General features: G+C 56.2%; 17 protein-coding genes. 13 read left to right on the top strand and 4 right to left on the bottom strand.

The annotated features are described in order from the left end of the window. Positions 1 to 11 precede the first annotated feature (11 nt). Positions 12 to 3,827 (bottom strand): S8 family serine peptidase, encoded by a 3,816-nt coding sequence (locus tag HZA73_05735; GenBank protein MBI5805528.1) that lies wholly within the window; start codon positions 3,825 to 3,827, stop codon positions 12 to 14. 233 nt (positions 3,828 to 4,060) lie between these two features. Here HZA73_05735 and HZA73_05740 point away from each other — a divergent pair, with 233 nt between their 5' ends. From HZA73_05740 to HZA73_05800, 13 genes are all read left to right on the top strand, one after another. Beyond that, complete coding sequence (locus HZA73_05740) at positions 4,061 to 4,348, top strand: zinc ribbon domain-containing protein (GenBank protein ID MBI5805529.1); 288 nt, start codon at positions 4,061 to 4,063, stop codon at positions 4,346 to 4,348. Further along, positions 4,345 to 4,782, top strand: coding sequence for a hypothetical protein (locus HZA73_05745; protein MBI5805530.1), 438 nt, complete (start codon positions 4,345 to 4,347; stop codon positions 4,780 to 4,782). Before HZA73_05740 ends, HZA73_05745 begins: the two co-directional genes overlap by 4 nt. 152 nt (positions 4,783 to 4,934) lie before the next feature. Further along, positions 4,935 to 5,849 (top strand): PorV/PorQ family protein, encoded by a 915-nt coding sequence (locus HZA73_05750; GenBank protein MBI5805531.1) that lies wholly within the window; start codon positions 4,935 to 4,937, stop codon positions 5,847 to 5,849. Continuing rightward, the gene (locus HZA73_05755) at positions 5,846 to 6,202 is read left to right on the top strand and encodes a hypothetical protein (GenBank protein MBI5805532.1); all 357 of its coding nucleotides are present in this window, start codon (positions 5,846 to 5,848) and stop codon (positions 6,200 to 6,202) included. Before HZA73_05750 ends, HZA73_05755 begins: the two co-directional genes overlap by 4 nt. Positions 6,203 to 6,219: 17 nt before the next feature. Further along, positions 6,220 to 6,906, top strand: a complete 687-nt coding sequence (locus HZA73_05760; GenBank protein ID MBI5805533.1) for a DUF4388 domain-containing protein — start codon at positions 6,220 to 6,222, stop codon at positions 6,904 to 6,906. Between the two features lie 95 nt (positions 6,907 to 7,001). Next, a complete protein-coding gene (locus tag HZA73_05765) occupies positions 7,002 to 9,014 on the top strand; it encodes a S8 family serine peptidase (protein ID MBI5805534.1) in 2,013 nt (670 codons plus the stop codon). Between the two features lie 84 nt (positions 9,015 to 9,098). Continuing rightward, entirely contained in the window at positions 9,099 to 13,901 is a 4,803-nt protein-coding gene (locus tag HZA73_05770; GenBank protein ID MBI5805535.1) for an ATP-binding cassette domain-containing protein, read from the top strand. Between the two features lie 595 nt (positions 13,902 to 14,496). Next, the gene (locus tag HZA73_05775; protein ID MBI5805536.1) at positions 14,497 to 17,133 is read left to right on the top strand and encodes a PAS domain S-box protein; all 2,637 of its coding nucleotides are present in this window, start codon (positions 14,497 to 14,499) and stop codon (positions 17,131 to 17,133) included. A 7-nt stretch (positions 17,134 to 17,140) separates the two neighbouring features. Further along, entirely contained in the window at positions 17,141 to 18,481 is a 1,341-nt protein-coding gene (locus HZA73_05780; GenBank protein ID MBI5805537.1) for a sigma-54-dependent Fis family transcriptional regulator, read from the top strand. A 442-nt stretch (positions 18,482 to 18,923) separates the two neighbouring features. Beyond that, the gene (locus tag HZA73_05785) at positions 18,924 to 19,394 is read left to right on the top strand and encodes a tetratricopeptide repeat protein (GenBank protein MBI5805538.1); all 471 of its coding nucleotides are present in this window, start codon (positions 18,924 to 18,926) and stop codon (positions 19,392 to 19,394) included. A gap of 989 nt (positions 19,395 to 20,383) precedes the next feature. Beyond that, positions 20,384 to 20,743, top strand: a complete 360-nt coding sequence (locus tag HZA73_05790) for a type II secretion system protein (GenBank protein ID MBI5805539.1) — start codon at positions 20,384 to 20,386, stop codon at positions 20,741 to 20,743. Continuing rightward, a complete protein-coding gene (locus HZA73_05795; GenBank protein MBI5805540.1) occupies positions 20,743 to 21,318 on the top strand; it encodes a prepilin-type N-terminal cleavage/methylation domain-containing protein in 576 nt (191 codons plus the stop codon). The genes HZA73_05790 and HZA73_05795 overlap by 1 nt, the downstream gene beginning before the upstream one ends. Further along, the gene (locus tag HZA73_05800) at positions 21,315 to 21,950 is read left to right on the top strand and encodes a lytic transglycosylase domain-containing protein (protein ID MBI5805541.1); all 636 of its coding nucleotides are present in this window, start codon (positions 21,315 to 21,317) and stop codon (positions 21,948 to 21,950) included. Before HZA73_05795 ends, HZA73_05800 begins: the two co-directional genes overlap by 4 nt. A gap of 116 nt (positions 21,951 to 22,066) precedes the next feature. On the opposite strand, the gene HZA73_05805 is transcribed toward HZA73_05800, so the two are convergent. The 3 genes from HZA73_05805 to HZA73_05815 all read right to left on the bottom strand — a co-directional run bounded on the left by HZA73_05805 (position 22,067) and on the right by HZA73_05815 (position 25,086). Then, positions 22,067 to 22,768 carry a hypothetical protein gene (locus tag HZA73_05805; protein ID MBI5805542.1) on the bottom strand — a complete coding sequence of 234 codons (702 nt, stop codon included), beginning with the start codon at positions 22,766 to 22,768 and terminating at the stop codon, positions 22,067 to 22,069. 50 nt (positions 22,769 to 22,818) lie between these two features. After that, a complete protein-coding gene (locus HZA73_05810; GenBank protein ID MBI5805543.1) occupies positions 22,819 to 24,621 on the bottom strand; it encodes a secretin and TonB N-terminal domain-containing protein in 1,803 nt (600 codons plus the stop codon). 225 nt (positions 24,622 to 24,846) lie between these two features. Next, positions 24,847 to 25,086, bottom strand: coding sequence for a hypothetical protein (locus tag HZA73_05815; GenBank protein MBI5805544.1), 240 nt, complete (start codon positions 25,084 to 25,086; stop codon positions 24,847 to 24,849). Positions 25,087 to 25,206: the final 120 nt, after the last annotated feature.

Genomic DNA, 25,206 nt, shown 5'->3' on the forward strand with positions numbered 1-25,206 from the left:
CGGGGTTCCGGTTATCTTATCATCACCAGTTTTTTAGTAAATCTTGTTTCTCCGGCTTCTAACCTATACAGATAGATCCCGGCCGCCAGCTTGCGTTGCCCATCGTCCCGGCCGTCCCATTTTACTGCATAGCTTCCGGCAGGCTGCTTGGAGTTCACCAGTGTCCGAACCAATTGCCCAGCCACGTTGTACACTTTAAGGGCGACCTTGGTCTCGGACGGCAGTTGGTAAGTTATGGTGGTGCCCGACCCGAAGGGATTGGGGTTGTTCTGGTTAAGGGCCAACACCAATGGTTTCATGGTTTCTGGTTTGTCCCCGGTTATTCCCAGCAATGGTTGGACCTTAACATAGATGTCATCAAGCACCCACCCGTAGGCATTAGTGGTGGCATCGGATGTCAATCTGAACCTGATCAGGATGCTGTCATTGATTCCCTTGGCGAACAGTGGATTGATTTCAGTGCTGTCAATAAGCCACCCGGAGGTAAGCGTGATCCGTTTTTTCAGGCTAACCCAGTCAACGCCATTGGCGCTGCCTTCCACCCTGATGGTATCCCCCGCTGCCAGGTTGAGGCCTTTTTGATACCAGAATAATTTTACGCTATTGCCGTTTTCTGCATAGGCTTTAAGGTTAAGCGCTTGTTGTGGCCGTAGGCTAAGCTGGACATCCGAATTCGACAGGTAGGTTGTCGGTCCGCTGCGCATACAGTTGGGGGCTGAACGATAACCGGTTGTCACCGTTCTCCAGGAAGGATGCGTTCCGTATAACGTATCAAATTCTGCATAAGCGCTGCTCTGGTCAAAATTAGATATCAACATGGAGTCAACGCCAACGAAGCTATAATACCCGCTGGCAGGCCCCCGGCCCAGGTTTTGCTGGCTGGAATTGTCCACCGCGGTCACATAGTAATTGACGGTGTCCCAGGTGTTGATGTGGGCCGGCAGGGTGATGGTCCCGCTATAGGTCCCGCTCCCGGTCATCTTTACCGGCGGGTATTCCGCCCCGGAATTGATCCGGTAATAAAGGTAGGTGGAATCCTGCAGCCCGATGTTGTCGGTGACCATGGCGCTGACGGCGTACGGCCCGCTGAGGTTGATGGTGTTTTTGGGCGGGGTGCTGGAGATCACCGGGTCGACCGTGTCGGCCCCGGCGTAAAACCCGTAGCTGGAGAAGGGGGCGTCGAGCGGCCGGGCGGTCTTAAGGTCCTTGCTGTTCCGGGCCACGATGTAGTACTGCACCGCCTGGTCGGTCTGGGCCGGGATGAAACACTCGAAGGTGTCGGTGGCTCCTACCCGGCTCATGGCCAGCTTTTGGTCAAAGGGGGCTGAGCCGTCCAGGTTGTAATAGAGAACTGCCTCCTGTATTCCGACGCTGGAGCTTATCATGGCTGTCACCCGGTAGGGAGTGGAGGTGTTTTCAGTATCGGTCAGCGGTACATGGGAAATGCTGATGTCGCCCAGAAACCAGCGGATGATCCGGTCCATGAAGGCCTGCCTGACCGAAGCCGTGGAAATTGCCTCGAAGCCGAAACCGGTGTAAACCACCTTGGTGCCGGTGCCTCCGTCTTCCCAGTGCAGCCCGGCCCGGTTGGCAGTGGCCCCGTAGTTGAAGCAGAACACCGCGCTGCCGTTGGGGTTGAAATAATCGGGAAATTGCTCGTCCGAGGCCCGGCCCGGCTGATAGACGGCGGAGGACAGGCCGTCGGTCAGGGTGTCCCCGGTTATCCCGGAGGCCGAGCTGCCGCCATCGTCGCCCAAGTAAACGGCTTTGATATAGTTCTGGTAAAAATCGGTGCAGCCGGCGGGATCCAGCAGGTACTCGTGGGAAGCCCCGGTCATGGTGTCCTGAAGATCCCAGCCCAAGTCCTGTCCCGACACATAAAGCTTGCCGCCCTGGCCGATGTAGTGCCTTAGAGCCATGCGGTCCAGGGAATCCAGGGAGGGGAAGGCCCATTCGCAGGACCAGATCACCGCCGGGAACATGTCCAACAGGGCGGAGTCAGGCGAGCCCTGGGCGGTGCGGTCGTAATAATTGTAGTAGACACCGGCGGCCGAAAGAGCGTCCCGGTAGTAGCTTTCCACCGACATCCCGCCGTCGTCGTCCACCAGCAGCACAGGGGCCTGCTCTATCTGGACGTAAAAGGTGTCGGTATGCAGGTCGCCGTCGGTGTTGATCTGGACGGCGAAGGCCGCCAGGTGGGGCAGGGCGGTGCTGTCCACTGTAAAGCTGTAGGTGGATATGCTGGCGGTGTCTCCCGATCCCAGGGCCCCGTAGTTCCCGCTGGCGGACACCATCTGGACCGCGTAATCCGCAGAGCTGATCACGGCGGTCACCGAGGCCGCATCGGCCCAGCCGTTGCGCAGGGCCAGGCTAAGGTTCACGGTCTCCCCGGCCTGGGGGATGTTGTTGTTGCCGTCGGTCACCCGGCTGGAGTAATAGCGGGTCCAGGAAGTGATGGAGGTGGTCAGTGCCTTATAGGCATTCACCCGTCCGGCTCCCAACAGTCCTACATATCCTGGATTTTGGACGTCGATGTTGTCAGAGGAATACATCAGCAGAGTGGCCAGCATGGCATTGGTATAGGAGGGATAATAGGACTTGACCAATGCCGCCACTCCGGCGCAGACCGGGCTGGCCATCGAGGTGCCATCCCAGGAGAGATAGGTGTTGGGATAGCCGGTACTGTATATGGAGGAGCCGGGCGAAGCGATGTCCACCGTGGTCCCATAGTTGGAGAAGGACGACTTCACATCCCCGCTGGCGGTGGCCGCTACCGAGAAGGCATTCTCGCAGGACGAGGGATAGTGGGGAGTGGCCACATTGTCATTGCCGGCGGCGCAGACCACCAGCGAGCCCTGGTCGTTGGCGTAATTGATAATGTCCTGTTCGTACTGGCTGAAACCGCCTCCGCCCCAGGAGCAGTTTATGATTTGGGCCCCGTTGTCGGCCCCGTAGACTATTCCCTCGTAGCCGAAATAGATGTAGGATTTGCTGCCCGGTGCGGTGTAGTCATTGTCATAACTGCATTTTATGGCCATCACTTTACAGTTGTAGCCGATCCCGGCCACCCCCACTCCGTTGTTGGTCACAGCCGAAGCGTCCCCGGCCACATGAGTGCCGTGGTCGTTGTTGTCGTCGTAAACGTTGGGATCGTTGTCACCAGCCGGCGAGGGAATGGCGATGTCCGGCCCAGCAAAATCCCAGCCCCGGTAATCGTCGATGAAACCGTTGCCGTCGTCGTCCACTCCGTCGTTGCTGTCGGCCCCGGCCTCGCCCGGATTATACCAGAGGTTGGCGGCCAGGTCGGGATGGGTTATCTGCACCCCGCAGTCCACTATTCCCACCGTTACCGCGGTGGAGCCGGTGGAAACGTCCCAGGCCGATGTGGCCTGGATGGTGGTCAGGAACCACTGGCTTCCGATATTGGGATCATTGGGCGTTAACTCGGCACGCCTGCCGTAACGGGGTTCGGCGTATTCCACCTGCCCGGTGTTTTTCAACTGGGCGCAAAGGGCCTTGATGTCGGCGGCCTCCGAAACATTGGCCTGGCATATCTTTGAAAGGTTTTGTTCGGATTTACCCTTGGCCAGGCGCTTATGGGGATAGAGCATCCTGATCTCAGTCAGGCCCTGTTGCTGCAGTGCTGCATCCACCCGGGGCGAGCCGCAGGAAAAGCCTTTGGCGTCCATGACCGGAAAAGCTTTCAGCTTGAAGATCACCACGCCTTTCATATGCGGCGAGGGAGCCATTCCTCCGCTTTCGGCCAGGGCCGATCCGGCCAGCGCCAAAAGGCAGAAGGCAGTGATAATGAACAGCATTCTTTTCATCGGGGACTCCTTATTTGGGTGTTGAAAAATACTTTAAAACCAACTATTTATGATACTCCCATAACTGACGCTTGTCAAGATGCAATGATGTAAAAATACCATCTTCCATTTTCAAGACTTGTATTAAGGAGAAAATAGTGGTATATTAATGTATTAATGGAGGCCGAAAATCTCCAATTATATTGACATAAGCACTTGTTAATAGTATACTTATTATTTTAGGACACAAAGCAATGCCGACCTACGAATACCAATGCGCAAAATGCAGCCACCGGTTTGAAAAACTCCAGTCAATCAAAGACCTGCCGCTGAAATCCTGCCCGGTGTGCAGCGGCCCGGTGGAGCGCCTTTTCAGCATGGGGTCAGGATTTATTTTTAAAGGGGCCGGGTTCTATGCCACGGAATACCGCAGTTCCGATTACCAGAAAAGCGCCCAGGCCGATTCCGATAAAATAGCCGCCATACCTGCACCGGCGCCTTCCCCAGCCGTCAATAAAAGCTCTGAAGGAGATAAAAAATGAAACAGATCAAATTATTTCTTTTGGTTTCTATGTTCCTGGCCTCACTGGCCGCAGCCCAGACCGGCCCGTTGGATTTCAGCGGCGTCAACAATCTGAACACCGGATTGGGGAAATTGTTCGACCCTTCCCGGTTCACCATGCAGCAAAGCTTTTCGGTGGGTTATGCCGCTTCAGGCAAGTACAGCCTGTTTTCCAACACCTACCGGAATTCCATGAATTATAAACTTTCTCAAAAGCTGGAACTAAAACTGGATCTGGCATACAGCTATATGCCTGCAGCCTTCAATAAATCGGTTTATCAACTGAACAACCGCAGCCAGGGTATGTTCCAGCCATCGTTCGGGCTTAAGTACCAGCCATCCCGGAATTTCGTCATTCAGTTCGAATACAATAATCCGGGGAATTACGGGTCAAATTACCTGTTGCAGCGCTGAGATCGTCCGGTGCCGGTTTAGGCCATTCGGGCCTCAATAAAAAACAAACCCTAAACAATAGCATTAGGAGAAAATATAGCATTTTAAGTAGGCGCATACTTTTTGACAGCTTTGCGGCAACCTATTATCAATGCTATTGCAGGGGAGATGTTATGATCAAACCAACCGCTATACTTTTCACCATCGCGTTACTCGCCATCACAACCGCTTCGGCTGAGACTGCCGGCAATACAGCGCTGTCATTCTTAAAGATCGGGGCCGGAGCCAGGGCGGCCGGAATGGCCGATGCCGGTATCGCCGTGGTCACGGATGCCTCGGCTTGTTACTGGAACCCCGCCCGGCTGACGGACATTCCCACCAAGCACAGCCTGCATTTTCAGCATAACCAGTGGATAGCCGAGACATCGGTGGATGAGATCTATTACGCCTACAGTTTCGGCCGCCACCGGCTGGGGGCCGCGGTCCGGATGCTGTCCATCGGCGATATCCCCTTGAGGGAGGAACTGCCGTCCGAGGATCCCATAGCCCAGTACCAGGCCTATGATCTTTTTGCCGGTCTCTCCTACGCTTTTTCACCAGTTCCGGAACTGGCCCTGGGGCTTTCCTACCGGAGGCTCTACGAAAAAATTTATCTGGACACTGGTTACGGTTACAATCTGCAGGCGGGCATTGACATCAAGATCAAGAAATTGGGTTTGGACCTGGCCGGCACCATAGACAATTTGGGTCCGCGTTTCAAACTCGTCAAAGTACTCTACAAGCAACCCACCACCTTCAAGGTCGGCGCCGGGTACAGCCCGGATAAGATTGTATTCAACGGACGGACCCTGCTGGCGTTAGATGCGGTCAAAGCCATAGACGCCGATTGGCAGATCCGGACCGGGCTGGAATATCTCTGGCGGGACCAGGCGGCCTTAAGGCTGGGGTACAAGACCGGCCATTCCAGCGAAAGTTTCAGCGCCGGGCTGGGACTTAAGTGGCGGGGCCATTCCTTCGATTATGCCTTTGTGCCCCACGATTATGATCTGGGCACCAGCCACAGGTTCTCTCTGGGCCTGGGATTTTGAAAGTCCCGGCAGCCATGATGGCCCTGGCCATCCTGTTGCTGGCCGGGGTTGGAAACCTTCAGGGGCAGGGAACTGAAGAAGAGTTGCACCATGACCGCTGGTTGGCCCGGGACAAGGTTTCCCATCTGGCGTTGAGCGCCGCCCTGGCGGGTTTCAGTTATCACCTGCTGCGCTACGAACAGCGGGAAACAGGAGCAGCATCCAGGAACCTGGCGGCGGGAATAAGCCTGGGCTGGGGGCTGGCCAAGGAAACCCGCGATGCTTCCCGCCCCGGCAATCATTTTTGTTTCCGGGATCTGGCAGCCGACCTGCTGGGGGCGGGTCTGGGAATACTAATCTTCACCATCAAATAAAAAATAATCTGGCAGCAATGGGACTAGAAGGCAATTTAAAAGATTTTGATCTGGCCGACATCCTGCAGCTTATCAGCCTGGGCAAGAAGACCGGGGTTTTGAACGTGTCCACCGAAAGCGACAAGGGGGCTATATTCTTTGAGGAAGGCACCGGAGTGTTCGCCTCGGCCGGCGACATTCTGGGAGACAGCGCAATTACCAGGATCCTGCGCTGGCGCAAGGGCTCGTTCATCTTCAAGCCCGACGAGACGGTGGACCACCATAATGTCCAGGCCCCCATCATGCACCTGGTGCTGGAGGCGGCCCGTCAGATAGACGAATGGGATGACATCCAGAAACTGATCCCCTCGCTGGATATGATCCTGACCATCGAGGAAAAGCCTCCGGCCGGCACCGAGGACATCCAGCTGCAGCCCCTGGAATGGAAGGTACTGGCCACGGTGGACGGCTCCCGGCCCATTACCCAGATCATCAAAGATTCCCATTTGGGCGACTTTGAAACCTGCAAGGTTCTCTACGGACTGTTGTCTTCGGGCCTGATCAAAGTATTGCCGGCCGTAAAATCGGCCCCGTCCGAGGAAAAACCCCTGCCACCGGCTCCACCCTCTCCTGCGCCAGTGCCCAAGCCGGTTCCTGCCGGAATCCCTAAACCCGAACCGGAAAAGAAAGGGGTCTTGGGGGGGTTGTTCGGCAAAAAGAAATAACACCGAAGAAATATTTTAGTCTTCGGTGTTTTGCCGTTTAACCGGGGATGGTTTTCCATTAACAATAAGATCAATCGAATTACGATCGGTGCCGAATGAAAACCGCAAAAAATCAGATGCTGATACTGGCAGGTATTTTAGCCCTGCTGTCCATTCCTCCGGCCTGGGCCCAGAAACTATCCCCGTCCCTGCAGCAGGCCATAATCCGGGGCGCCAAGGGAACAGAATATGTCTGCTGGGTAAAGCTGGCCGACAAAGCCGGAGGGAGCGACAAGAACATCCTCGATAAAAGATCCATGGACCGCCGCCAAAAAGTTGGCCGGGCCTTAAGTTATGGCGATCTGCCGGTGTCGGAAAAATACATTGCGGCCATCAAAAAATCAGGTGCCAAGCTGAGGGTGGCAAGCCCCTGGCTGAACGCCGTAAGCATTTCGGCCAGCGCCGACCAGATCGCCCAGCTTGCCCAGCTTTCGTATGTCACCCGACTTGACCTGGTGGCCCGGTTTAAGGCCGAAGACGAATTTAAAACAGCCAAGCCGGTCAGTTCAAAAACACTGCCCGCGCTGGATTATAATTATTCCGAAGCCCAGATAAAACTGTTAAACATAGACCAGCTACACGCCAAGGGCTACAGCGGCAGCGGCGTTCGCATCCTGATCATAGACACCGGCTTTGACCGCCAGCATGAAGCGCTGGTAAGGACCAGCATAGTGGCTGAACGGGATTTTCAGAGGACGGTCCCTGCGCGTGACCAGTACGGCGACACCTTGTCATATCACAGACCGGACAGCATAACTTCCTTTGAGTTTGAGCAGGATACCTCCAGGCTGCAGACCCAACACGGCACAGCCATGCTCTCCATCGCCGGAGGCTATAAGAGCGGATCCCTGATCGGTAGCGCGTATAATGCCGACTTTGTGCTGGCCAAAACCGAGAGGCTGACCGGAGGTGATTTTTCCCTGGAAGAGGACTGGTTTGTGGCTGCTTTGCAATGGGGCGACAGTCTGGGAGTGGATATTGCCACCAGTTCCCTGGGTTACAGGCAGTGGGCCGACACCACGGTCAGAGCCTCCTATACCTACAGCCAGATGAACGGCGATGTGGCCTTATGCAGTCAGGCCGCCGACAGCGCGGTCTCCCGGGGAATAGTAGTGCTGAACTCCAACGGCAACGTCAGCAACAACACCAGACCGGACACCTGCATAGTGGTCCCGGCCGACGGGGACAGCGTCATAGCGGTGGGCGGGGTCTGGCCAGGTACCGGATTGTGGGCCAATCCTTCGATTGGAAGCGGGGCCTCCACCGGTCCGGCGGCCGACAGTCTGGTAATGCCCGGCGGCACCACCATGATCCGCAGGATAAAACCCGATGTAGCTGCAGCCTGGCAGACAGCCTTTGCTGATAATATGGACACAGTAAATTACAGCCGGATAATGAACGGAACCGGCACCTCGGGAGCAGCAGCGCTTACCGCAGGCCTGTGCGCCCTGTTGCTGGAATCTCACCCAACCTGGGGGCCCAAACAGGTGATGGACGCCCTGAAATACAGCGGCAGCAACCGCTATACCGTGGAAACTTATCTGGCCCACCCCGAAAGCATCGGAACCGACCAGAGCCAGTTTGCCGCTATCGCGTCAGGCCACCGTTACTATATTGACAACTCCGGAACGGTGTTGGACCTGTATGATACCTATCGCGTCGGCTGGGGTATTCCGGATGGGCTGGCGGCGCTGAATTACACCGCGCCCGAAGTGGTGCTGCCGGAGAGCGACCAGCTGCTGGATCCCTATCCCAATCCCGCCAAACCGGGCGTTGCCGGAATCTACCTGCCGTATTTTCTGGCCCGGGATTCCTACAACGTTAGCATCCGGGTCTACACCCTGGATGGCAGGATGCTGAGGCAGCTGGATTATGGCACCCAGCTGGCCGGGGAATATCCGGGCCAGCGCCAGCCCCGCCAGTCATCGCTGCCGGTAAGCGGCGGCCGCCCAGGGGGGTACTGGGATCTGAAGGACGACAAGGGCCAGCCTGCGCCTTCGGGGCTTTACCTGGTGATACTCTCCACAGGGTGGAACCAGTCGGTCAAGAAAGTGGTGGTGGTCCGGTAATCCTGTTTTGAAATGCCAAAGAAACAGAAGCCTTTAGCTTATAGCTGAAGGCTTTCTTTTAACTGAAGTCCAGCAAACAACGCGATGAAAAAAGAAATACACATACAATCGGCCGCCGAAAATAATCTCAAAGGCATCTCCCTGCGCATACCGCATCACCGGCTGGTGGTGGTCACCGGAGTTTCCGGCAGCGGGAAATCCTCCCTGGTCTACGGCGTCATCGGACGGGAGGGCCAGAGGCTGTTTTTGGAGAACTTCCTGGAGGGCCATCCCCTGGCCGGGAAAAAGCTGAGGCGGCCTCAGGGCTCGGTTTCCGGCTTGTACCCGGTGCTGACCGTCAACCAGAGGGCGGTCTTCCGCAGCCCCCGTTCCACGGTGGGGACCATGACAGAACTGTACGATTATTTAAGGCTGCTGTTTGCCCGGCTGGGGACCAGCCACCAGACCCTGTCAAGACAGGACCGCAGCCTGTTCTCCTTTAACACGCCAGCCGGGCAATGCCCGGCCTGCCAAGGATTGGGGGTGGCAGACCGCATCGATCCTGAGCTGCTGATCTCTGACAAGACCAAGACCCTGCGCCAGGGAGCGCTGGCCCTGACCACGCCCAACGGTTACATCATCTACTCCCAAGTCACCATGGAGGTGCTGGACCAGGTCTGCCGGTCCGAGGGCTTTTCCGCCGACATCCCCTGGCAGGATCTGACCGGCGGACAGCAGAAGATAGTGCTCTTCGGCTCGGACAAGCTGCTGATCCCGTTCGGCAAACACCCGCTGGAGTCCCGGATGAAATGGAGCGGCATCACCGCCCGGCCCCGCCAGGAGGGCCATTACAAGGGGATCATTCCGGTGATGGAGGAGATCCTGAAGCGAGACCGCAACCCCAACATCCTGCGTTTCGCCCGTTCCTTTTCCTGCCCGGCCTGCCGCGGGAAGAGGTTAAATCCGGAGGCTCTGTCCGTAAGCCTTTGGGGAATGGACATCGCCGGTTTTGCGGCCATGAGCATCAGGCAGCTGGCGGAATATTTTGAGCGGCTTGAACCCGGGCCGTCCCAGTCGGCGGTGGCGGCCCCGGTGCGGGAGCTGGTGCTCCGGCGCTGCGGCCTTCTGGCGGAACTGGGACTGGCTTATCTTACGGTGGACCGGGGGTCCGCCACCCTCTCGGGCGGCGAGGCCCAGCGCATCAAGCTGGCCAACCAGGCGGCCGCGGGCCTGCGCAACGTGCTCTATGTGCTGGACGAGCCCAGCGCCGGACTGCATCCGGCCGACCACGCAAGGCTGCTGGGGGTGGTGCGAACCCTGGTGGACAACGGCAACAGCGTGATAGCGGTGGAACACGACGAGCAGACCATCCGGGCCGCTGACTGGATCATCGACCTGGGGCCGGGGCCGGGGCTGGCCGGCGGGGAGCTGCTGTTCAACGGGCCCTGCCAGGATTTCATAAAGGCAAATCTGCCGGCCAGCCGCACCTGGTCCTGCCTGAAGGGAATAGAATCTTTCGATCATCATGTTCAACCGGCCGACGGCGGGGAGTTCTTTGGGATGGATAAAGCGGCCAGGAACAATCTGAAGGGGTTTGAGGCCCGGTTCAAGTCGGGGCGCTTCAATGTGGTCACCGGAGTGTCCGGCAGCGGCAAGTCCTCGCTGGCCGAGGACCTGCTGGAGACCTTGGCCGGGCAAAAAGCCGGCGGCCCGGACATCTTCAAGCGGATCATACACGTAGACCAGTCTCCGATAGGCCGCACCCCCAACAGCAATCCGGCCACTTACACCGGGATGTCCGACCACATCCGGGACCTGTTCTCCTCGCTGCCGGAATCAAGGCGCCGGGGTTACGCCAAGGGGCAGTTCTCCTTCGTGGTCAAAGGCGGAAGGTGCGAGGCCTGCCAGGGGGCCGGGGTGCAGGAGATCGGGATGCATTTTTTGGGAAACGTCGAGATAGTATGCGAGGCCTGCGGAGGAAAAAGGTTTTCGGACCAGACCCTGCAGGTGGCCCACCAAGGGAAAAATATCTCCGAAGTGCTGCAGATGTCGATCGATGAAGCCCATTGCTTCTTTGAGGCAGAGCCCAAGATCACAACCATCACCCGGACCTTGATAGGCCTGGGGCTGGGCTACCTGAAACTGGGACAACCCAGCAACACCCTGTCGGGAGGGGAGGCCCAGCGGGTGAAACTGGCCGCCCATCTGGCCAAACCATCAGCCGGAAAGGCGCTGTATATATTAGATGAGCCCACCACCGGCCTGCACCTGGCGGATGTCAAAGTTTTGGCCGCAGCCCTGAGGGGCTTGACGGACAAGGGCCACACCGTGCTGGCCATAGAACACCATCCCGATTTCATCCTTTCGGCCGACTGGGTATTAGACCTGGGCCCTGGCAGCGGGGAAGAGGGAGGGGAACTGATCTATTCCGGCCCGGTGTCGGGGCTGGCCGGATGCCGGGAGAGCATCACCGGGCGGGAATTGAAAAGACATCTCGCCAGGCCGCCTCTTTCCTCCGCCTCCCGCGAACCGGAAAGAACAACCGTCCTGCCGGATGAGATGAGGCTGCGGGGCGTTACCACCAATAACCTCAAGTCTGTTGACCTGACCGTTCCGCTGGGACAGATCACCGCGGTCACCGGCGTCTCGGGCAGCGGAAAATCGTCGCTGGTGTTCGATACTTTTTACGCCGAAAGCCAGCGCCGTTTCAACGAGGGACTTTCCCCCGCCATCCGCCAGCTGATGGGCAAGACCGGCGACGCCCGGATGGAAACGGCCTCCGGCCTGACGCCCTCGATCGCGGTCCGGCGCAGACGGGCGGCCTCCAACCCGCGTTCCACCGTCGGCACCTACACCGGACTGCATGACCTGCTGCGCCTGCTGTACAGCCGGGCCGGCGGGACGGCATTGCTTTCTTCGGCATTTTCGTTCAATCACGAGGAAGGCGCCTGCCAGGAGTGCCGGGGTCTGGGCACCATCACGGCCTGCGATCCGGAGCGGCTGGTCACGAACCCTGCGCTGCCGCTGACCGCCGGCGCCATGGACGGCACCAAGACCGGAAAATTCTACGGCGAGCCCGGCGGCCAGCATACCGCCGCCCTGCGGGCTGCCGGCCGGGCCTTGAATATCGACTTTGATGCACCCTGGAACGCCCTCTCCGCCGAGGCCCGCAGCATCGCAATGCACGGGCTTCCCGTCCGGGAATTGGAGGTCAAATGGAATTACCAGCGGGGCAGGCGCACCGGGGTGCACCATTTCAAGGGCCTTTGGAAGGGATTCGCCGGCCTGGTGGACATCGAGTACCAGCGCAAGCACGCCGACCGCCGGGGCGCAGCCATGCTGGGTTTGATGTCGCAGCAAACCTGTCCGGCCTGCGCGGGCAAGCGCCTGAAGGCGGAGCCGCTGGCGGTGAAACTGGCGGGCCGGGACATCGCTGAAATGACCGCCCTGCCCATTGACAGCCTGCTCCGGATGTTCTGCCAAGAATTGCCCGCCCTTCCCCCTTTTCTCCAGCCAAAGGAAAAAGGGATCCTGAATTCCATCGGCGGAGAGATCATCGCCAGGCTGCGGCCGATGGCCGGGGCCGGCCTGGGCTATATCGCGGCCGACCGCCTGGTTTCGACCCTGTCCGGAGGGGAGTTTCAGCGGCTGCAGCTGTCGTCGCAGATCCGCTCCGGCTTGACAGGCGTTACCTACGTGCTGGACGAACCGTCGTTCGGGCTCCATCCGGCGGACGCCGCCCGCATTTCCGGTTTGGTTACGGGTCTTAAGGATGACGGCAACACCATCCTGCTGGTGGAGCAGTCGAAAGCGATGCTGGCGGTCTCCGACCAGGTGATCGAGCTGGGGCCGGCGGCGGGCCGGGAGGGCGGACGGATCGTGTTCCAGGGCGGCCCCGAACTGCTTGAGGCCTTCCGCGGCAAGGCTCCTTCAGTTCAGCGCACCGCCCGCGGGCTGCTGCCGGGACTGAAGATCACCGGAGCCTGCGCCAACAACCTGGACAATGTCTGTCTGAATATTCCCTCCGGCGGGATGATCGCGGTGACCGGGGTCAGCGGCAGCGGAAAGACCAGCCTGATCTCGGATGTTCTGTGGCGATCATATTCTGAGAAACAGCCGGTGAATTGCAAGCACATCGAATGGGGCCGGCAGTTTGACCAGCTGGTGATGGTGGAGCAGGATGCCCCGCCCCAGCCCCAAACGTCCGTCCCGGCGGCCTTTTTAGGAATCTTCGATGCGTTCAGGAGCCTTTTTGCCGGCAGCAATATGGCCAAGGAGGCGGGGCTCAAGGCCAGCCATTTTTCGTTCCTTTCCAGGGACGGCCGGTGCCCGGAGTGCGGCGGGGCGGGATCGATTCCGGTGTCGCTGGATTACTGGGCCGATGCCCGGGTGACATGTCACAGCTGCCGCGGGCAGCGCTATCTGCCGGAGATCCTGAATATCCGCATCGGCGGGCTGTCAATAGCTGACATCCTGGGGCAGTCACTTTCCTCGGCGCGGGAGTTTGCCTCAGGGCAGATCGCCTCCAAAGAACGGGCCGGACTGTTGCAGACGCTGGATCTGGCCGTAAAGGCGGGGCTGGGCTATCTGCCGCTGGGACAGCCGCTGTCCACCCTTTCCACCGGGGAAATGCAGAGGTTAAAGCTGGCTGCCGGCCTGGCTGGGGCCTCTTCCCGGCGCTGCCTGTTTCTGCTGGACGAGCCGACCGGAGGGCTCCATCCCAGGGACATTGCCGGACTGCTGAAATTGTTTGATGAACTGACTGCAGCCGGAGGAACGGTGCTCTGCATCACCCACGAGCCGATGGTGGTAAGCTGCGCCGACTGGCTGATAGGGCTGGGCCCGGGGGCGGGGAAGAGCGGGGGAAAGGTTGTGTATGCCGGAAAGCCGCAGGATAAAGCAGATTGATTCACAAAAGGGAGTGATATTATTTGTTCCGGTTCAAAGTAAATAGTTTATGACATTTACGGGATAAAATCTAATGAAAAAGCCCACCGGCGCAGTGCCGATGGGCTTTGGGGTTTTAAAGAGTATACTGATATAAATCTGGCTCCCAGGGTTGGTGCCACAGAGCTTGCTTTTTGTTGGTTGAAGCCAGGATGGAGGTGCGGCGGACGGCCAAGGTCCCCGCAAAAATCATAGATCACATAAGGGAGTTGGAGCATTCTATATAGTTTGGTAAATCAGACAGTTGTTCGATCGTATTAATCAGCCAATTATTGTATTTTGCTTGACAACTATAATAATAGTGCTATAATCCAACATATTTAAGCCTGTCTCACAAAGAGAGGCCTTATTGCCATGCCCCCGTTAGTTGTAGCACTGCAAAAGTTACCATTATTTCACTAAATAATGGATTGGCCGTTCATTTAATCAATTTGTGCCATGTGTGTAACTGGTGATATGGCCTAATAGCCAATGTTCCGGTCCGAACCTTTCATTTATCACAGATCCAATGAAAAAAGAATCCCATATCAGAAAACATGAGGTGTCCAGACCACTGGTGAAAAAAAAGCCAGGGGAGAGAGGCGGTACGGCCATTCGAAAAGGACACAAGCGGCGGGCCGGACCCGTTCTTGAAACCCTGCATAATGGCGAAAAGCTGTATCGGACACTATTGGAGATGTCACCTGATGCGGTCTATCTTAGTCAGAAAGGAATAATCATCGAGGCCAACCAAGCGGCGGCGGTGTTGTTCGGACTGAAAGACCCGGGCCAGCTGGCCGGTCGGCCGCTGATGGATTTCGCCCATCCCGACTCCCGGCCCTTGATAGGCGAACGCGAAAAAATACTTTTTTCCGGGGAATCCGAGATCCCGATGGCAGAGGAGAAGCTGGTCCACCCCGATGGAAGCATCATCCATGTCGAGGTAAAATCCCGCTCCTTTCTCCACCGCGGCCAGCTTCTGGTGCAAAGCGTGGCCCGGGACATCACCGATCGCAGGAAGGTGGAGCAGGAACTGGTCCGGTTCAAGCGGCAGATGGAATACATGCTGGGTGCAACCAGGACGGCGGTAGCGGTCATCAACTCAGAACTGGATATCACCTACCTGAGTCCCAGTTGGGAAAGTAAGTTCGGTCCGGTTTCTGGGCAGAAATGCCACCAGTATTTTGAGAGAAAGGAAAGGCCATGCCGGCCGTGTCGGATAATGGCCGCCATCGAGAGTGGGAAGACCGTGGTGATCGAGGAGCCGCAGGCCGGGGACCCCGGTCGGATCGTCCAAGTGCACATAGTCCCGTTCCAGGACGAATCCGGCCAGTGGATGGCTGCCGAGTTCACAATCGACATCACCGACCTCAAGCAGGTCCAGACCGAATTGGCCCGGCGCCAGTTGGAGCTTTTGACACTACTGGACAACATCCCGGCCGGAGTGTTCTTCAAGGACAGCCGGGGCCGTTACATACTGGCCAACCGCAATTTCTGCCAGACAGCCGGGATCGCCCAGGAAAAACTTCCGGGCAGGACCGATGAGGACATCTTTCCCAAGGAGACCGCACGGCGTAACCGCGAGAACGAAGCCTGGGTGCTTTCCTGCGACCATCCGCAGTTGCTGGGCGAGAGCGAGGCGGTCCAGGACGGGCGGCAGGTTACCCTGGAGATGATGATGGTCCCGGTACGGGACGAGCGGGGCGTGGCCCAGGGTATCATAGGCATCCAATACAATATCACTGAGCGCAAGCAGGCAGAGGAGCAGGTCCGGATGTCGGCCCTGCAATGGCAGACGACATTCGACGCCATGAACGAGGGCATCGCCCTGGTCGACGACCTGGGCGTGGTCCAGCGCTGCAACCGGGCCCTGGCAAAGATCCTGGGCCGCCCCGAGGGCGAGATCGCGGGGGCACTGTCACGGGAACTGCTCTCTGAAGGAGAGGTCCAGGCCGGGCCGAATTCTATGGATGACCTGCCGGCAGGGCGGGAACGGGTACGCCGGGAGATCAGGTTCGGTGAGAGATGGCTGAGCCTGACCATAGATCCCATCCTGGACCGGGAAGGCGAGCCGGCCGGTTCGGTTTTCATCCTCAGGGACGTCACCGAGGTCCGTCAGGCCCAGGAGACCACCAGGCTGATGGTGCAGGCCATCGAGCAGATGGAGGAGGGAGTGATGATCTACGACACCTCCGACCGGATTGTCTATGTCAATCCGGCGATGGAAAGGATCACCGGTTATGCCCGGGATGAGATGATCGGCCGGAGCGAGGTCGTTCCCCAACAGCACCTGACCCCGGAATTTCTGGAGTACTGGCGAAAGGTCTGGGAGCAGGTGGCGGCCAACCGTTTCTGGCGGGGATCCAAGCGCTCTGTCCGCAAGGATGGAACTGCCTACGAACAGGAGCTGGTGGCCTCGGTGGTCAGGAATCAGAACTCAGAAATCATCAGCTATCTGGTGGTGGTCCGGGATGTCACCGAGCAGAAGAGGCTGGTGACCATAGCCGAGGCGGTCAACAACATGAACAACATCGGCGTCATCTTCTCCGGGGTCCGCCACGAGCTGGGGAACCCGGTCAACTCTATCAAAACCGCCACCAGCATTCTCCGGGATGGCTTCGACACAATGAAAGACGGAGCCAAACGGGAGTACCTGGAGCGGATAATCTCAGATGTGCAACGGCTGGAGGCCCTGCTGAAAGTGCTGCACAGCTTCAGCATGTTCGAGGACCTGTCGCTGGGGCCGGTGGAGCTGTGCGCCTTCATCCGCGACCTGATGCCCACGGTGGAGCCGGACTTCGAAAAGGCCGGCATCAGGTTCGATTACCAATTCCCGGGGAACGCCTGTCCGGTGCTGGCCGACCGCCGGGCCCTGTACCAAATAGTAGTCAACCTGCTGACCAACGCTTTCAATGCCCTGCGGGGGCGGGAAAATCCCGGCATCAGTATCCGGGTGGTCTGCGGGAGCGAGGCCCACCGGATAGAATTGGAGGACAACGGGACCGGTATGTCGGACGAGGTCAAGGACAACATTTTCAAACCATTCTATACCAACAGGCCGGGCGGCACCGGACTGGGCATGGTGATCTGCCAGAAGCTGGTGCTGGCCATGAAAGGGTACATAGAGGTAGAGAGCGTCCAGGGCCGGGGAACAAGGGTCTCGGTAACTTTGCCCCGGGCCGGGAGCACCGAAGCAACCGAAGATAAAGGATGAGCCGAAAATGTCCCAGCTGAGCGTTTTGATCATCGACGACGACCGGAATTTCTCGCTGTCGATCCGCGACTACCTGTCGGGCAGGAACTACAAGGTAGAGGTGGCCAACACTGGAAGCGAGGGGCTGAGGTTGGCCCGGGAGCAGTGGTTCCACCTAGCCCTGCTGGACGAGAACCTGCCCGACGCCAAGGGCCACCTTCTTTGCTCCGAGCTCTTAAAGTGCAACGCCGACCTCAAGATAGTCTTCATTACCGCCCATCCCAGCTTCAACCACGCCCTGCAGGCCATCAGGGCCGGGGCCTTCGACTACCTGTCAAAGCCCTTCGAGCTGGGGGAACTAGACCTGTCGCTGGCCAACGCCGCCCGCACCCTGGAGCTGGAGCAGGAGGCCGATATCGGCCGTTATGCCGCCTCCCGGGACCAACTTGGCAACCAATTGGTCTGGGCTTCACCGGCCATGGCCAAGCTTAAGGGCGAGGCCGAGATGATCACCGACAGCGGATCCCCTGTGATGATCACCGGCGAGACCGGGACCGGCAAGAACCTGCTGGCCCGGCACATTCACCAGCGAAGCAGCCGGCACGACGGGCCGTTCATAGTAATCAATTGCTCGGCCATACCTGAGAACCTGGCCGAGGCTGAACTGTTCGGCCACGAGAAGGGGGCTTTTACCGGGGCCGTGCGCACCAAGAAGGGGGTGTTCGAACTGGCCAGCGGCGGCACCCTGGTCCTGGACGAGATCGGCGACATGCCACTCTTGTTGCAGACCCGGCTTCTAACGGTGCTTGATAGCAGCGTCATCCGCAGGGTGGGCGGAGAGGTTACCATCCCAATCGACATCAGGTTGATGGCTACCACCAATGCCGATCTGGAACAGGCCGTGGCCGCCAAGCGATTTCGCGCAGATCTGTATTACCGGCTGTCAGTCATCCGCTTCCTGGTACCGCCGCTCCGCAAGAGGGCGGAAGACATACCTTTGCTGGTGGGACATTTCCTAAAAAGCTTCAACCGCGGGGACACTACTGTCGACCTGTCGGAATGGGAGGCCTTGGTCAGTTACGATTGGCCAGGCAACATACGCGAGCTCCGCAACATCATAGAGCGGTCACTGTTGCTGCACCGGGACGGCCGGTTCCGGCCATCGGAGCTGATAGCTTTGAACGGGCAGAACGAACCAGGTCCGGAGCAGGCGAGCGTCAAATCGGATGGAGAACTAAAAACGCTGGATGAGGTGGAACGGCAGTGCATAACGGCAGCATTGAAGAGATTCGGGGGCAACAAGAGCCAGGCGGCCAAGGCGCTTGGAATATCACTTTCAACCTTGAAACGCAAGGTCAACGAGACATAAATAGCTCCAGAATATCAACCCCCGGAAGAAGACTTCCGGGGGTTTTTCGTTCCCAAATGGATGGGTCAAAATGAACCGGACCGGGTCATTTTGGCCAAAATAGTTCTCCGGTTCCCGGGATCTTAAAAATGACGACTCCACAACTGCAGCAAGAACAATGAGTAACAGAAACAGTGTTTTTTATCGTTTTATGGCACAGCTTTTGCTTTCTATTTAGAAGTGAAGACATGGCAATGACCAGAAAAGAAATAAATATTGCTGCAACCTGCAGAAACATCAAAGTGGAGGTAGAACGATGAAGAACAAAGACATACCAAAAAAGAGCAAATCTGTTGAGTTGGCTTCGCAATATGTCATCGCTTCCCAGTTCTTGTACAGCATTTGAACCGATTGGGATATCCTAAAAAGAAAAAATCAAACCATCAAAATAAGGAATACTTCAATGAAAACGGTACTTCTCTCAATACTCATTGCTGCCCTGTTCGCGGGCACGATCTTCGGCGCCCCCGCCGCTATCCGGACCCCAGAAGATCCCAGAGGCTACGATGCCCATAACTGTTTCAGGGTGCCGCCTTTCTGGCGGATGGCGAGCCAGATCACCGGGGATCTGGACCTCCAGGCCAAGAGCGCATTTTGGCTGGGCAACTATAAACTGGCTGTCGAACTTTTCCAGAGGCTGTTGAAATCGGGCTGCAAGGATTGTTATAATATTTACAACCTGGCCTGTTGCTACGGTCAACTGGGAGATGCCGAAGAGGCTGCCCGGTATCTGAGGCTGTCGGTGGAAAGAGGCTTCAGCAACATTGAACATATCAGGAACGATCCCGATTTTCAGAAGGTCAGAGAATCACCATATTTTCAGATGACGATTGACTGGATAGGGAAAGAGCTAAGCCGGAAGAATGGCGAATGAATCAGGCATGGGGCTGTGATATATCTGAACGACAAGATTCGGAGGTTGGGGGACTTGGCCTGTGGAATATGGTTTATATGCCCTCGTTGCCAGGCAGCCAAGTTCCCCAGGCCAGTCCGGTCGAGGGATGAAGATGATCAGTTACCCGTTAAAGTGGCAGCCTCAGGGCTGCTTTTTTAAAGGCGGGATAAAAGAAAGAAAGGAAGATAGATGAATATTGTAATATCTGAAGAAGTTAAGAAAGCAACGGCAAATTGCAGGAAAAAGTTCTGTTGTTTATCCGGTGATCGCGAAAAGATATGTGAAGTTAAAGAATGCATTAATAATGTAGTTTATTTTATCGCCTCCAGAAAAGGCGGCGATTGTCCATATAAAATGTCTTTTGGCAATGGTTATGTATGTAACTGCCCAGTCCGAAAAGATCTTTATAGAAAATATAAAATATAGTTGAAGCGCTCCGCCAGTATCCCGGCGTAAATGTTACTCTAACGAAAAAACCCATAAGCAAGGGCCTATGGGTTTTAGTATTTTGGCGGGTCTATTATTGCAAATCATGGCTCCCCGGATTGGTGTCACAAAGCATGCTTTTATGGGATAAGACCAGAACAGAGATGAAGCGGGTGGCCAAGGGCCATACCAAGCTATCTCTTGCAATCAATAGATAGGCAGCCTTCAGTATCTCGAAATTTGGGACCTAATAGGTCAGCGGCTAAATCATATCGGCATATTAGTTGATAAAATAACTTGCTTTTCAATGCGCTTTCATTGTATCCTTTACTTGTAAAACACAATATTTTATGAAGTTGAAACGAACATACAATCAAAAAGCATTTACCCGCCTACGCAGTTGGCTATTAGAAATACCCTTTACTGAATGTGCGAGGCGGATTGTCCATCGGAGCTATAGTATAGGCGGGTACGCTTCGGCGGGTTTCGCTCGTCGTAAGCAGGGAGCTGTTGCCAATGTTTTTACTGTGGTGGGCTTCACCATGGTGGAAATGCTGGTGGCGGTAACAATAATTGCCATATTGATACTGCCTTTGGCCGGGTTTTTGTCGGGTCATCTTAAGCGCGATGAGAGAACGATCGAAACCAGGCTGGCTTTAAGCGTGGCCCGGCAGACCATGGACCGGCTGTTGGCGGCGGAAGTCTCCCCTTACAATATTAAGGATGATTCCTTGGCCGTAAATGTCAATGGAAAACAGTGGGTGGTGGTGATTGATCCCATTGACGGACATGAACTGGGAGAGCCGGCCAACGGCACCGATCCCCTGGAGATAAGGGTCAGGGTATATTCCCTGAACAATAAAAGGCTTATGGCCCGGCTGACCGCTTTGAAAGGCCAGTGATGACGAGTTCCCGGCAAAAAGGATTTTCGCTGATAGAACTGATGCAGACTCTGGTCATCTTCAGTTTAGTGATGGCCATGGTCTTCGGTTTGTTCGTGAAGATCAAGCGGACCATGGACCAGCGGGAGCGCCGGTACGAGCTGTTCAATGCATCCCAGAAAATGGCGGCCGAGGTCGAATCGGCGCTTAAAAACGCTTCCGGCTGGAGCTGGGGCAAGCCCAATGGCATCTGTTTCACCGGCAGCGATGACGACACAGTCAAGATCGTCTGGCAGGCCAGGGACAGCATGCTTTATTGGAATGATAAAAAATGCTTTGAAGGAAACGCCAGGGTAACGGGTTTTCAGCTCAGCTTTGCGCCGGGCCCGGATTCGCTCGGTCTGTATACAGCCCGGGAATGGTTCGAAGAATTGGACGACGACCGCAGCGGCGTGCTTTGGGGCCGGGAACTGAACCGGGTAAAATGGATCAAACTGGAGATGACCGTGGCAAAAGACGCTCAGCAATTTAAAGTTGAACGGGATTTCCGGGCGCCGCCTCCTTTGATCGATAACACGGATTATATTGAACCATGAAAAATCTTGGGATCATAATTAGTTTGTTCATTAGCGCCATGGCTTATGGCCAGGTGTACACCAGTACTATGGAAGACGGCCTGGTGCTTTCCAATATTCCCAGGGCAAACTTTGCCTGCGTCAGGCAGCTTAAAAAGAACAACCGGGCCTTGTACCAGAATCTGATAAATGCCGCCTCGGTAAAATATTCCCTGGACCCCAAGGTGCTGGAGGCGGTGATAGACGCCGAGTCACAGTACAACCCCAGGGCGCTCTCCTGCAAGGGGGCCCAGGGTTTGATGCAGTTGATGCCCCAGACGGCCTGGCAGTTGGGGGTAAGCAACCCTTTTGATCCGGAGCAGAACATAGACGCCGGGGCCAGGTATTTGAAGCAGATGCTGGACAAGTTTGGGGCTTTAGAGCTGGCATTGGCGGCTTATAACGCCGGGCCTGGGGCGGTGGAGAAGCATGGCGGTATTCCGCCGTACCAGGAAACTAAAGAATATGTGAAAAAGATATGCTCCAGGGTTTCAAAAACAAGGCAGGAAAGTGATGTTGTTAAAAATGGCCAGGTGAGTGGGATACAGCAAAAGGTTGTGAAAAAGGTAAAGGTAAAAAAAGATAAAACAGGGACTATTATTATTACTAATTAAGTGATCATTACTTTAATATATATACAGGTCATTATGTTAGGATAGGGTATTACTAATTGATGCACAAAAGCCCCGCTTTACAGCGGGGCTTTTGTTGCTTCTAACAAGTAATATGTTTACTTTATCCTCTCAACCATCTTCTTTCCCAGCTTCTCGGCCGCACCATTAGCCATATCCTGAACGTCCCCGTTCTGTTTAACCTTCACCACATCCATTCCGCAAAGCTCGCCGTTGCTGCCCCACAGTATCTTGCCCATCAGCTCCAGTTTGTGCTTTTTGAACTCTATATCCCCCTCGCGGTAATCAGTTATCAGGCCGGTTATTATGTAATCGGCCTTCAGCTTTTGGGCCAAAAGCACCAGTTGTTCCCGGCCGGCCGAGTCGGGCCGGGCTACTCCTAGCTCGGCTATGGCCGTGCCGGTCTCGCCGCCGTCCACCACTTGGCATTTACCGGAATTAAGCAGGTAAAAGCGCATCCGCTCGGCTATGTTTTTGCCCAGCCTGGCCGGGGCCCCGCCGGCATTTACGAAGTCCAGCACCGCCACCCGGGGCAGGGGCTTTGTTTGCTTGGCGGCCACCGGCTTTTCCTCCGGGGGCAGGATCTTCTTCTCGGCCGGGGGCTTGGGCTTGGCGCTTTCCGGTATTTTCCGTGCGTCCGGAGTCTTTAAACCTGCGGAATCAGCGCTGGTCCTAAGAATCTGAAGGTTGCGTTCGACCGGGGGCTGGGGCTCGGTCTGCCGGGAGCTGTCCGGCAGTGTTTGGGCCAGCAGGGGCAGGCCGGCCATCAACAGGATCAAAGTAAGAAGAGATTTCTTCATGTATTTTATCTTCTATATTCAGTATTCGGCATTCAGTCTTCAGCGGAAAGTTACTCCCCGCTGGGCAAAATATGCGGCGTGATGTATATCACCAGTTCGCTCTCGTCCGAGGTACTGGCGTGCTTGGAGAACAACACTCCCAAGAAGGGGATATCGCCCAGGAAGGGGATCTTATCCCGGGTTGAAGCCGAGCTCTTCTGGATCAGCCCGCCGATGACGATGGTCTCGCCGTCCTTCAGCCGGATGGTGGTGTTTACGCTCCTGCGGCTAATTTCCGGAAGCCCCCCAGCGCTGATGCCGGAAAGGTTGGAGACGGTGGGCCGGATCTCGGTGGTGATCTCGCCCGAGGCCGCCACCCAGGGCACTATTTCCAAAGTGATGCCGGCGTCAATGGAATGCAGCTGGGTGATGGTGCCGGTGGTGGTCTGCTGGGAGGTCTGGTAATAGCGGACCCAGCCCACGTTGATGCTGGCCTGGTTGCCGTTCAGGGTCGTTATCCGGGGCCGGGCCCTCACCTTGGCTTTTCCGGCTGTTTCCAGGGCCTCGATGGTCATTAAAAAGTCAGACGGCAGCTTGCCCAGAGAGCCCAGGCTGAGCTTTCCGGTGATCTCATCCAGCAGGTCGTTCAGCTTGTCGCCGCTGTAGTACTGGTAGACCTTGGGAAAGGCCAGCCGGCTGCTGTCAGCGGTAAAATAACCGCCCTTGACCCCCAGGTTAAGCGAGGAGCGTTTGGAAAGCTCCACCACCAGGCACTCTATCATCACCTGGGGCGACACCAGGTCCAGCTGGCCTATGAACTCGCGCAGCATCTGGATCTGGTCCTCGGTGCCGGTCATCAGCAGGGCGTTCTGCTCCTTGATCACCTTGATGTTGGTCTGGGAGATGGAGGCCGGCAGCAGCCCCTGGATCCCCTCGGCCTTGATGTGCCGGAGCTTTATCAGCTCGGTCTTGGTCAGGGCCTGGGCCGCGGCCGAATTGGGGCTTTTGTCGCCCACCATAAAGATGGGCTTTTTGCCGGGATAAGACTGGTCGTCCAGTTTTTTGTAGGTGTAGTTGGTGCCCTGAAAGACCAGCTTAAGGGCATCCTCCAGCGGGATCTTGTCGAACTTGGCGTTGACGCTGCCCCGGATGTCGCCGTAGGTGACCATGTTGTACCCGGTCTGGGAGGAGATCTCCTGCATCAGGTTGCCCAGGTCGGCGTCGTTGAGGTCCATGGAGATGTTAAAGGCCGAAGGTTTGCCGGTGTCGGCGGAGGCGATGCGCTCCACGTTCACCGCCATGGATTTGCGGCGGCCGGGATCGCCCCCGGCCTTGGTCACCTCAAAAATTCCGGACCGTTTGCGCATCAGGTAGCCGTTGGCCGAAAGCAGGGAGTTGAGGCCGGTCTCCACCGGAATGTTGTGCAGCAGTCCGGACATCTCGCCCTTGACGCTCTGGTCGGTGACGATGTTGATCCGGCCCTGGGTGGATATCTCCCGCATCACTTCGTTGATGTCCTTGTTGCGCACGTCCAGGTCCAGCAGGCCGTTGTTCACCGTTATGTTCATGAAGCGGTTGGCGTCCTGCTTTTTCACATAATAGATCTGGCCCTTCTGCTCCAGGCTGAAACCGTTTGATTCCAGCATCATCTTCAGCCCTTCGGCCACCGGCACGTTGCTGAGGTGGATGGTGACATTGCCGGTGACGCTCTGGTCCACCACGATGTTTAGCTTGAACTGGGTGCCCACCGCCCGCAGGATGTCCCGGACGTCGGCGTCCTTGAAGTCCAAAGTAAGGGTCTGGGGCGGGACTGGAATGGCGTACAGCTGAAGGCTGAACGCCAGAATGGCTAGAAAAATGAACGCTTTTTTCATGTAACTCCAATTTATGGTATATGAGGGCAAGTGCATAACTATATAACAAAAGGTAATTTATTTCAAGAGAAAAGTTTACGAATAACAAAATAATAATTGACTAAGGGGAACTAATATGTTAGATTTATAGCATTGATTTTGTTTACTCTTATATATAAACAAACTATATCTGTACTTGGCATGAAGATTGAAACAGTAATATATTTAATAACACATTTAATAACTTTAGGAGTTTTGGATGAAAAGGCAATATTTATTGGTGTTTTTCATTGCGACAATAATCGCTTCTGTTCGGCCGCTATTTGTATTTGCCCAATCAGAAAGCGACACATTAAAAGCCTTTAAAGCAACTTCTGCATATGCAGGATACGAGGCTGGTGAAGACATTGATTTAACCAGCGGAGCATTGAAGTTGACGGCCGAAGACATATCACTGCCCGGCCGGGCAGGGCTTAATTTGTCCATAAAAAGATTTTATAAATCATTTGTGGATAGCAGGGATTTCGAAGGTCCATTAAAACACTGGTCTACATTGGGCATGGGGTGGCAATGTTTTGCTGCGGTCTACAGAAATACAGGAGGCTC

The sequence above is a fragment of the candidate division TA06 bacterium genome (genome assembly GCA_016235665.1).
Classification (GTDB): Bacteria; Edwardsbacteria; AC1; order AC1; family EtOH8; genus UBA5202.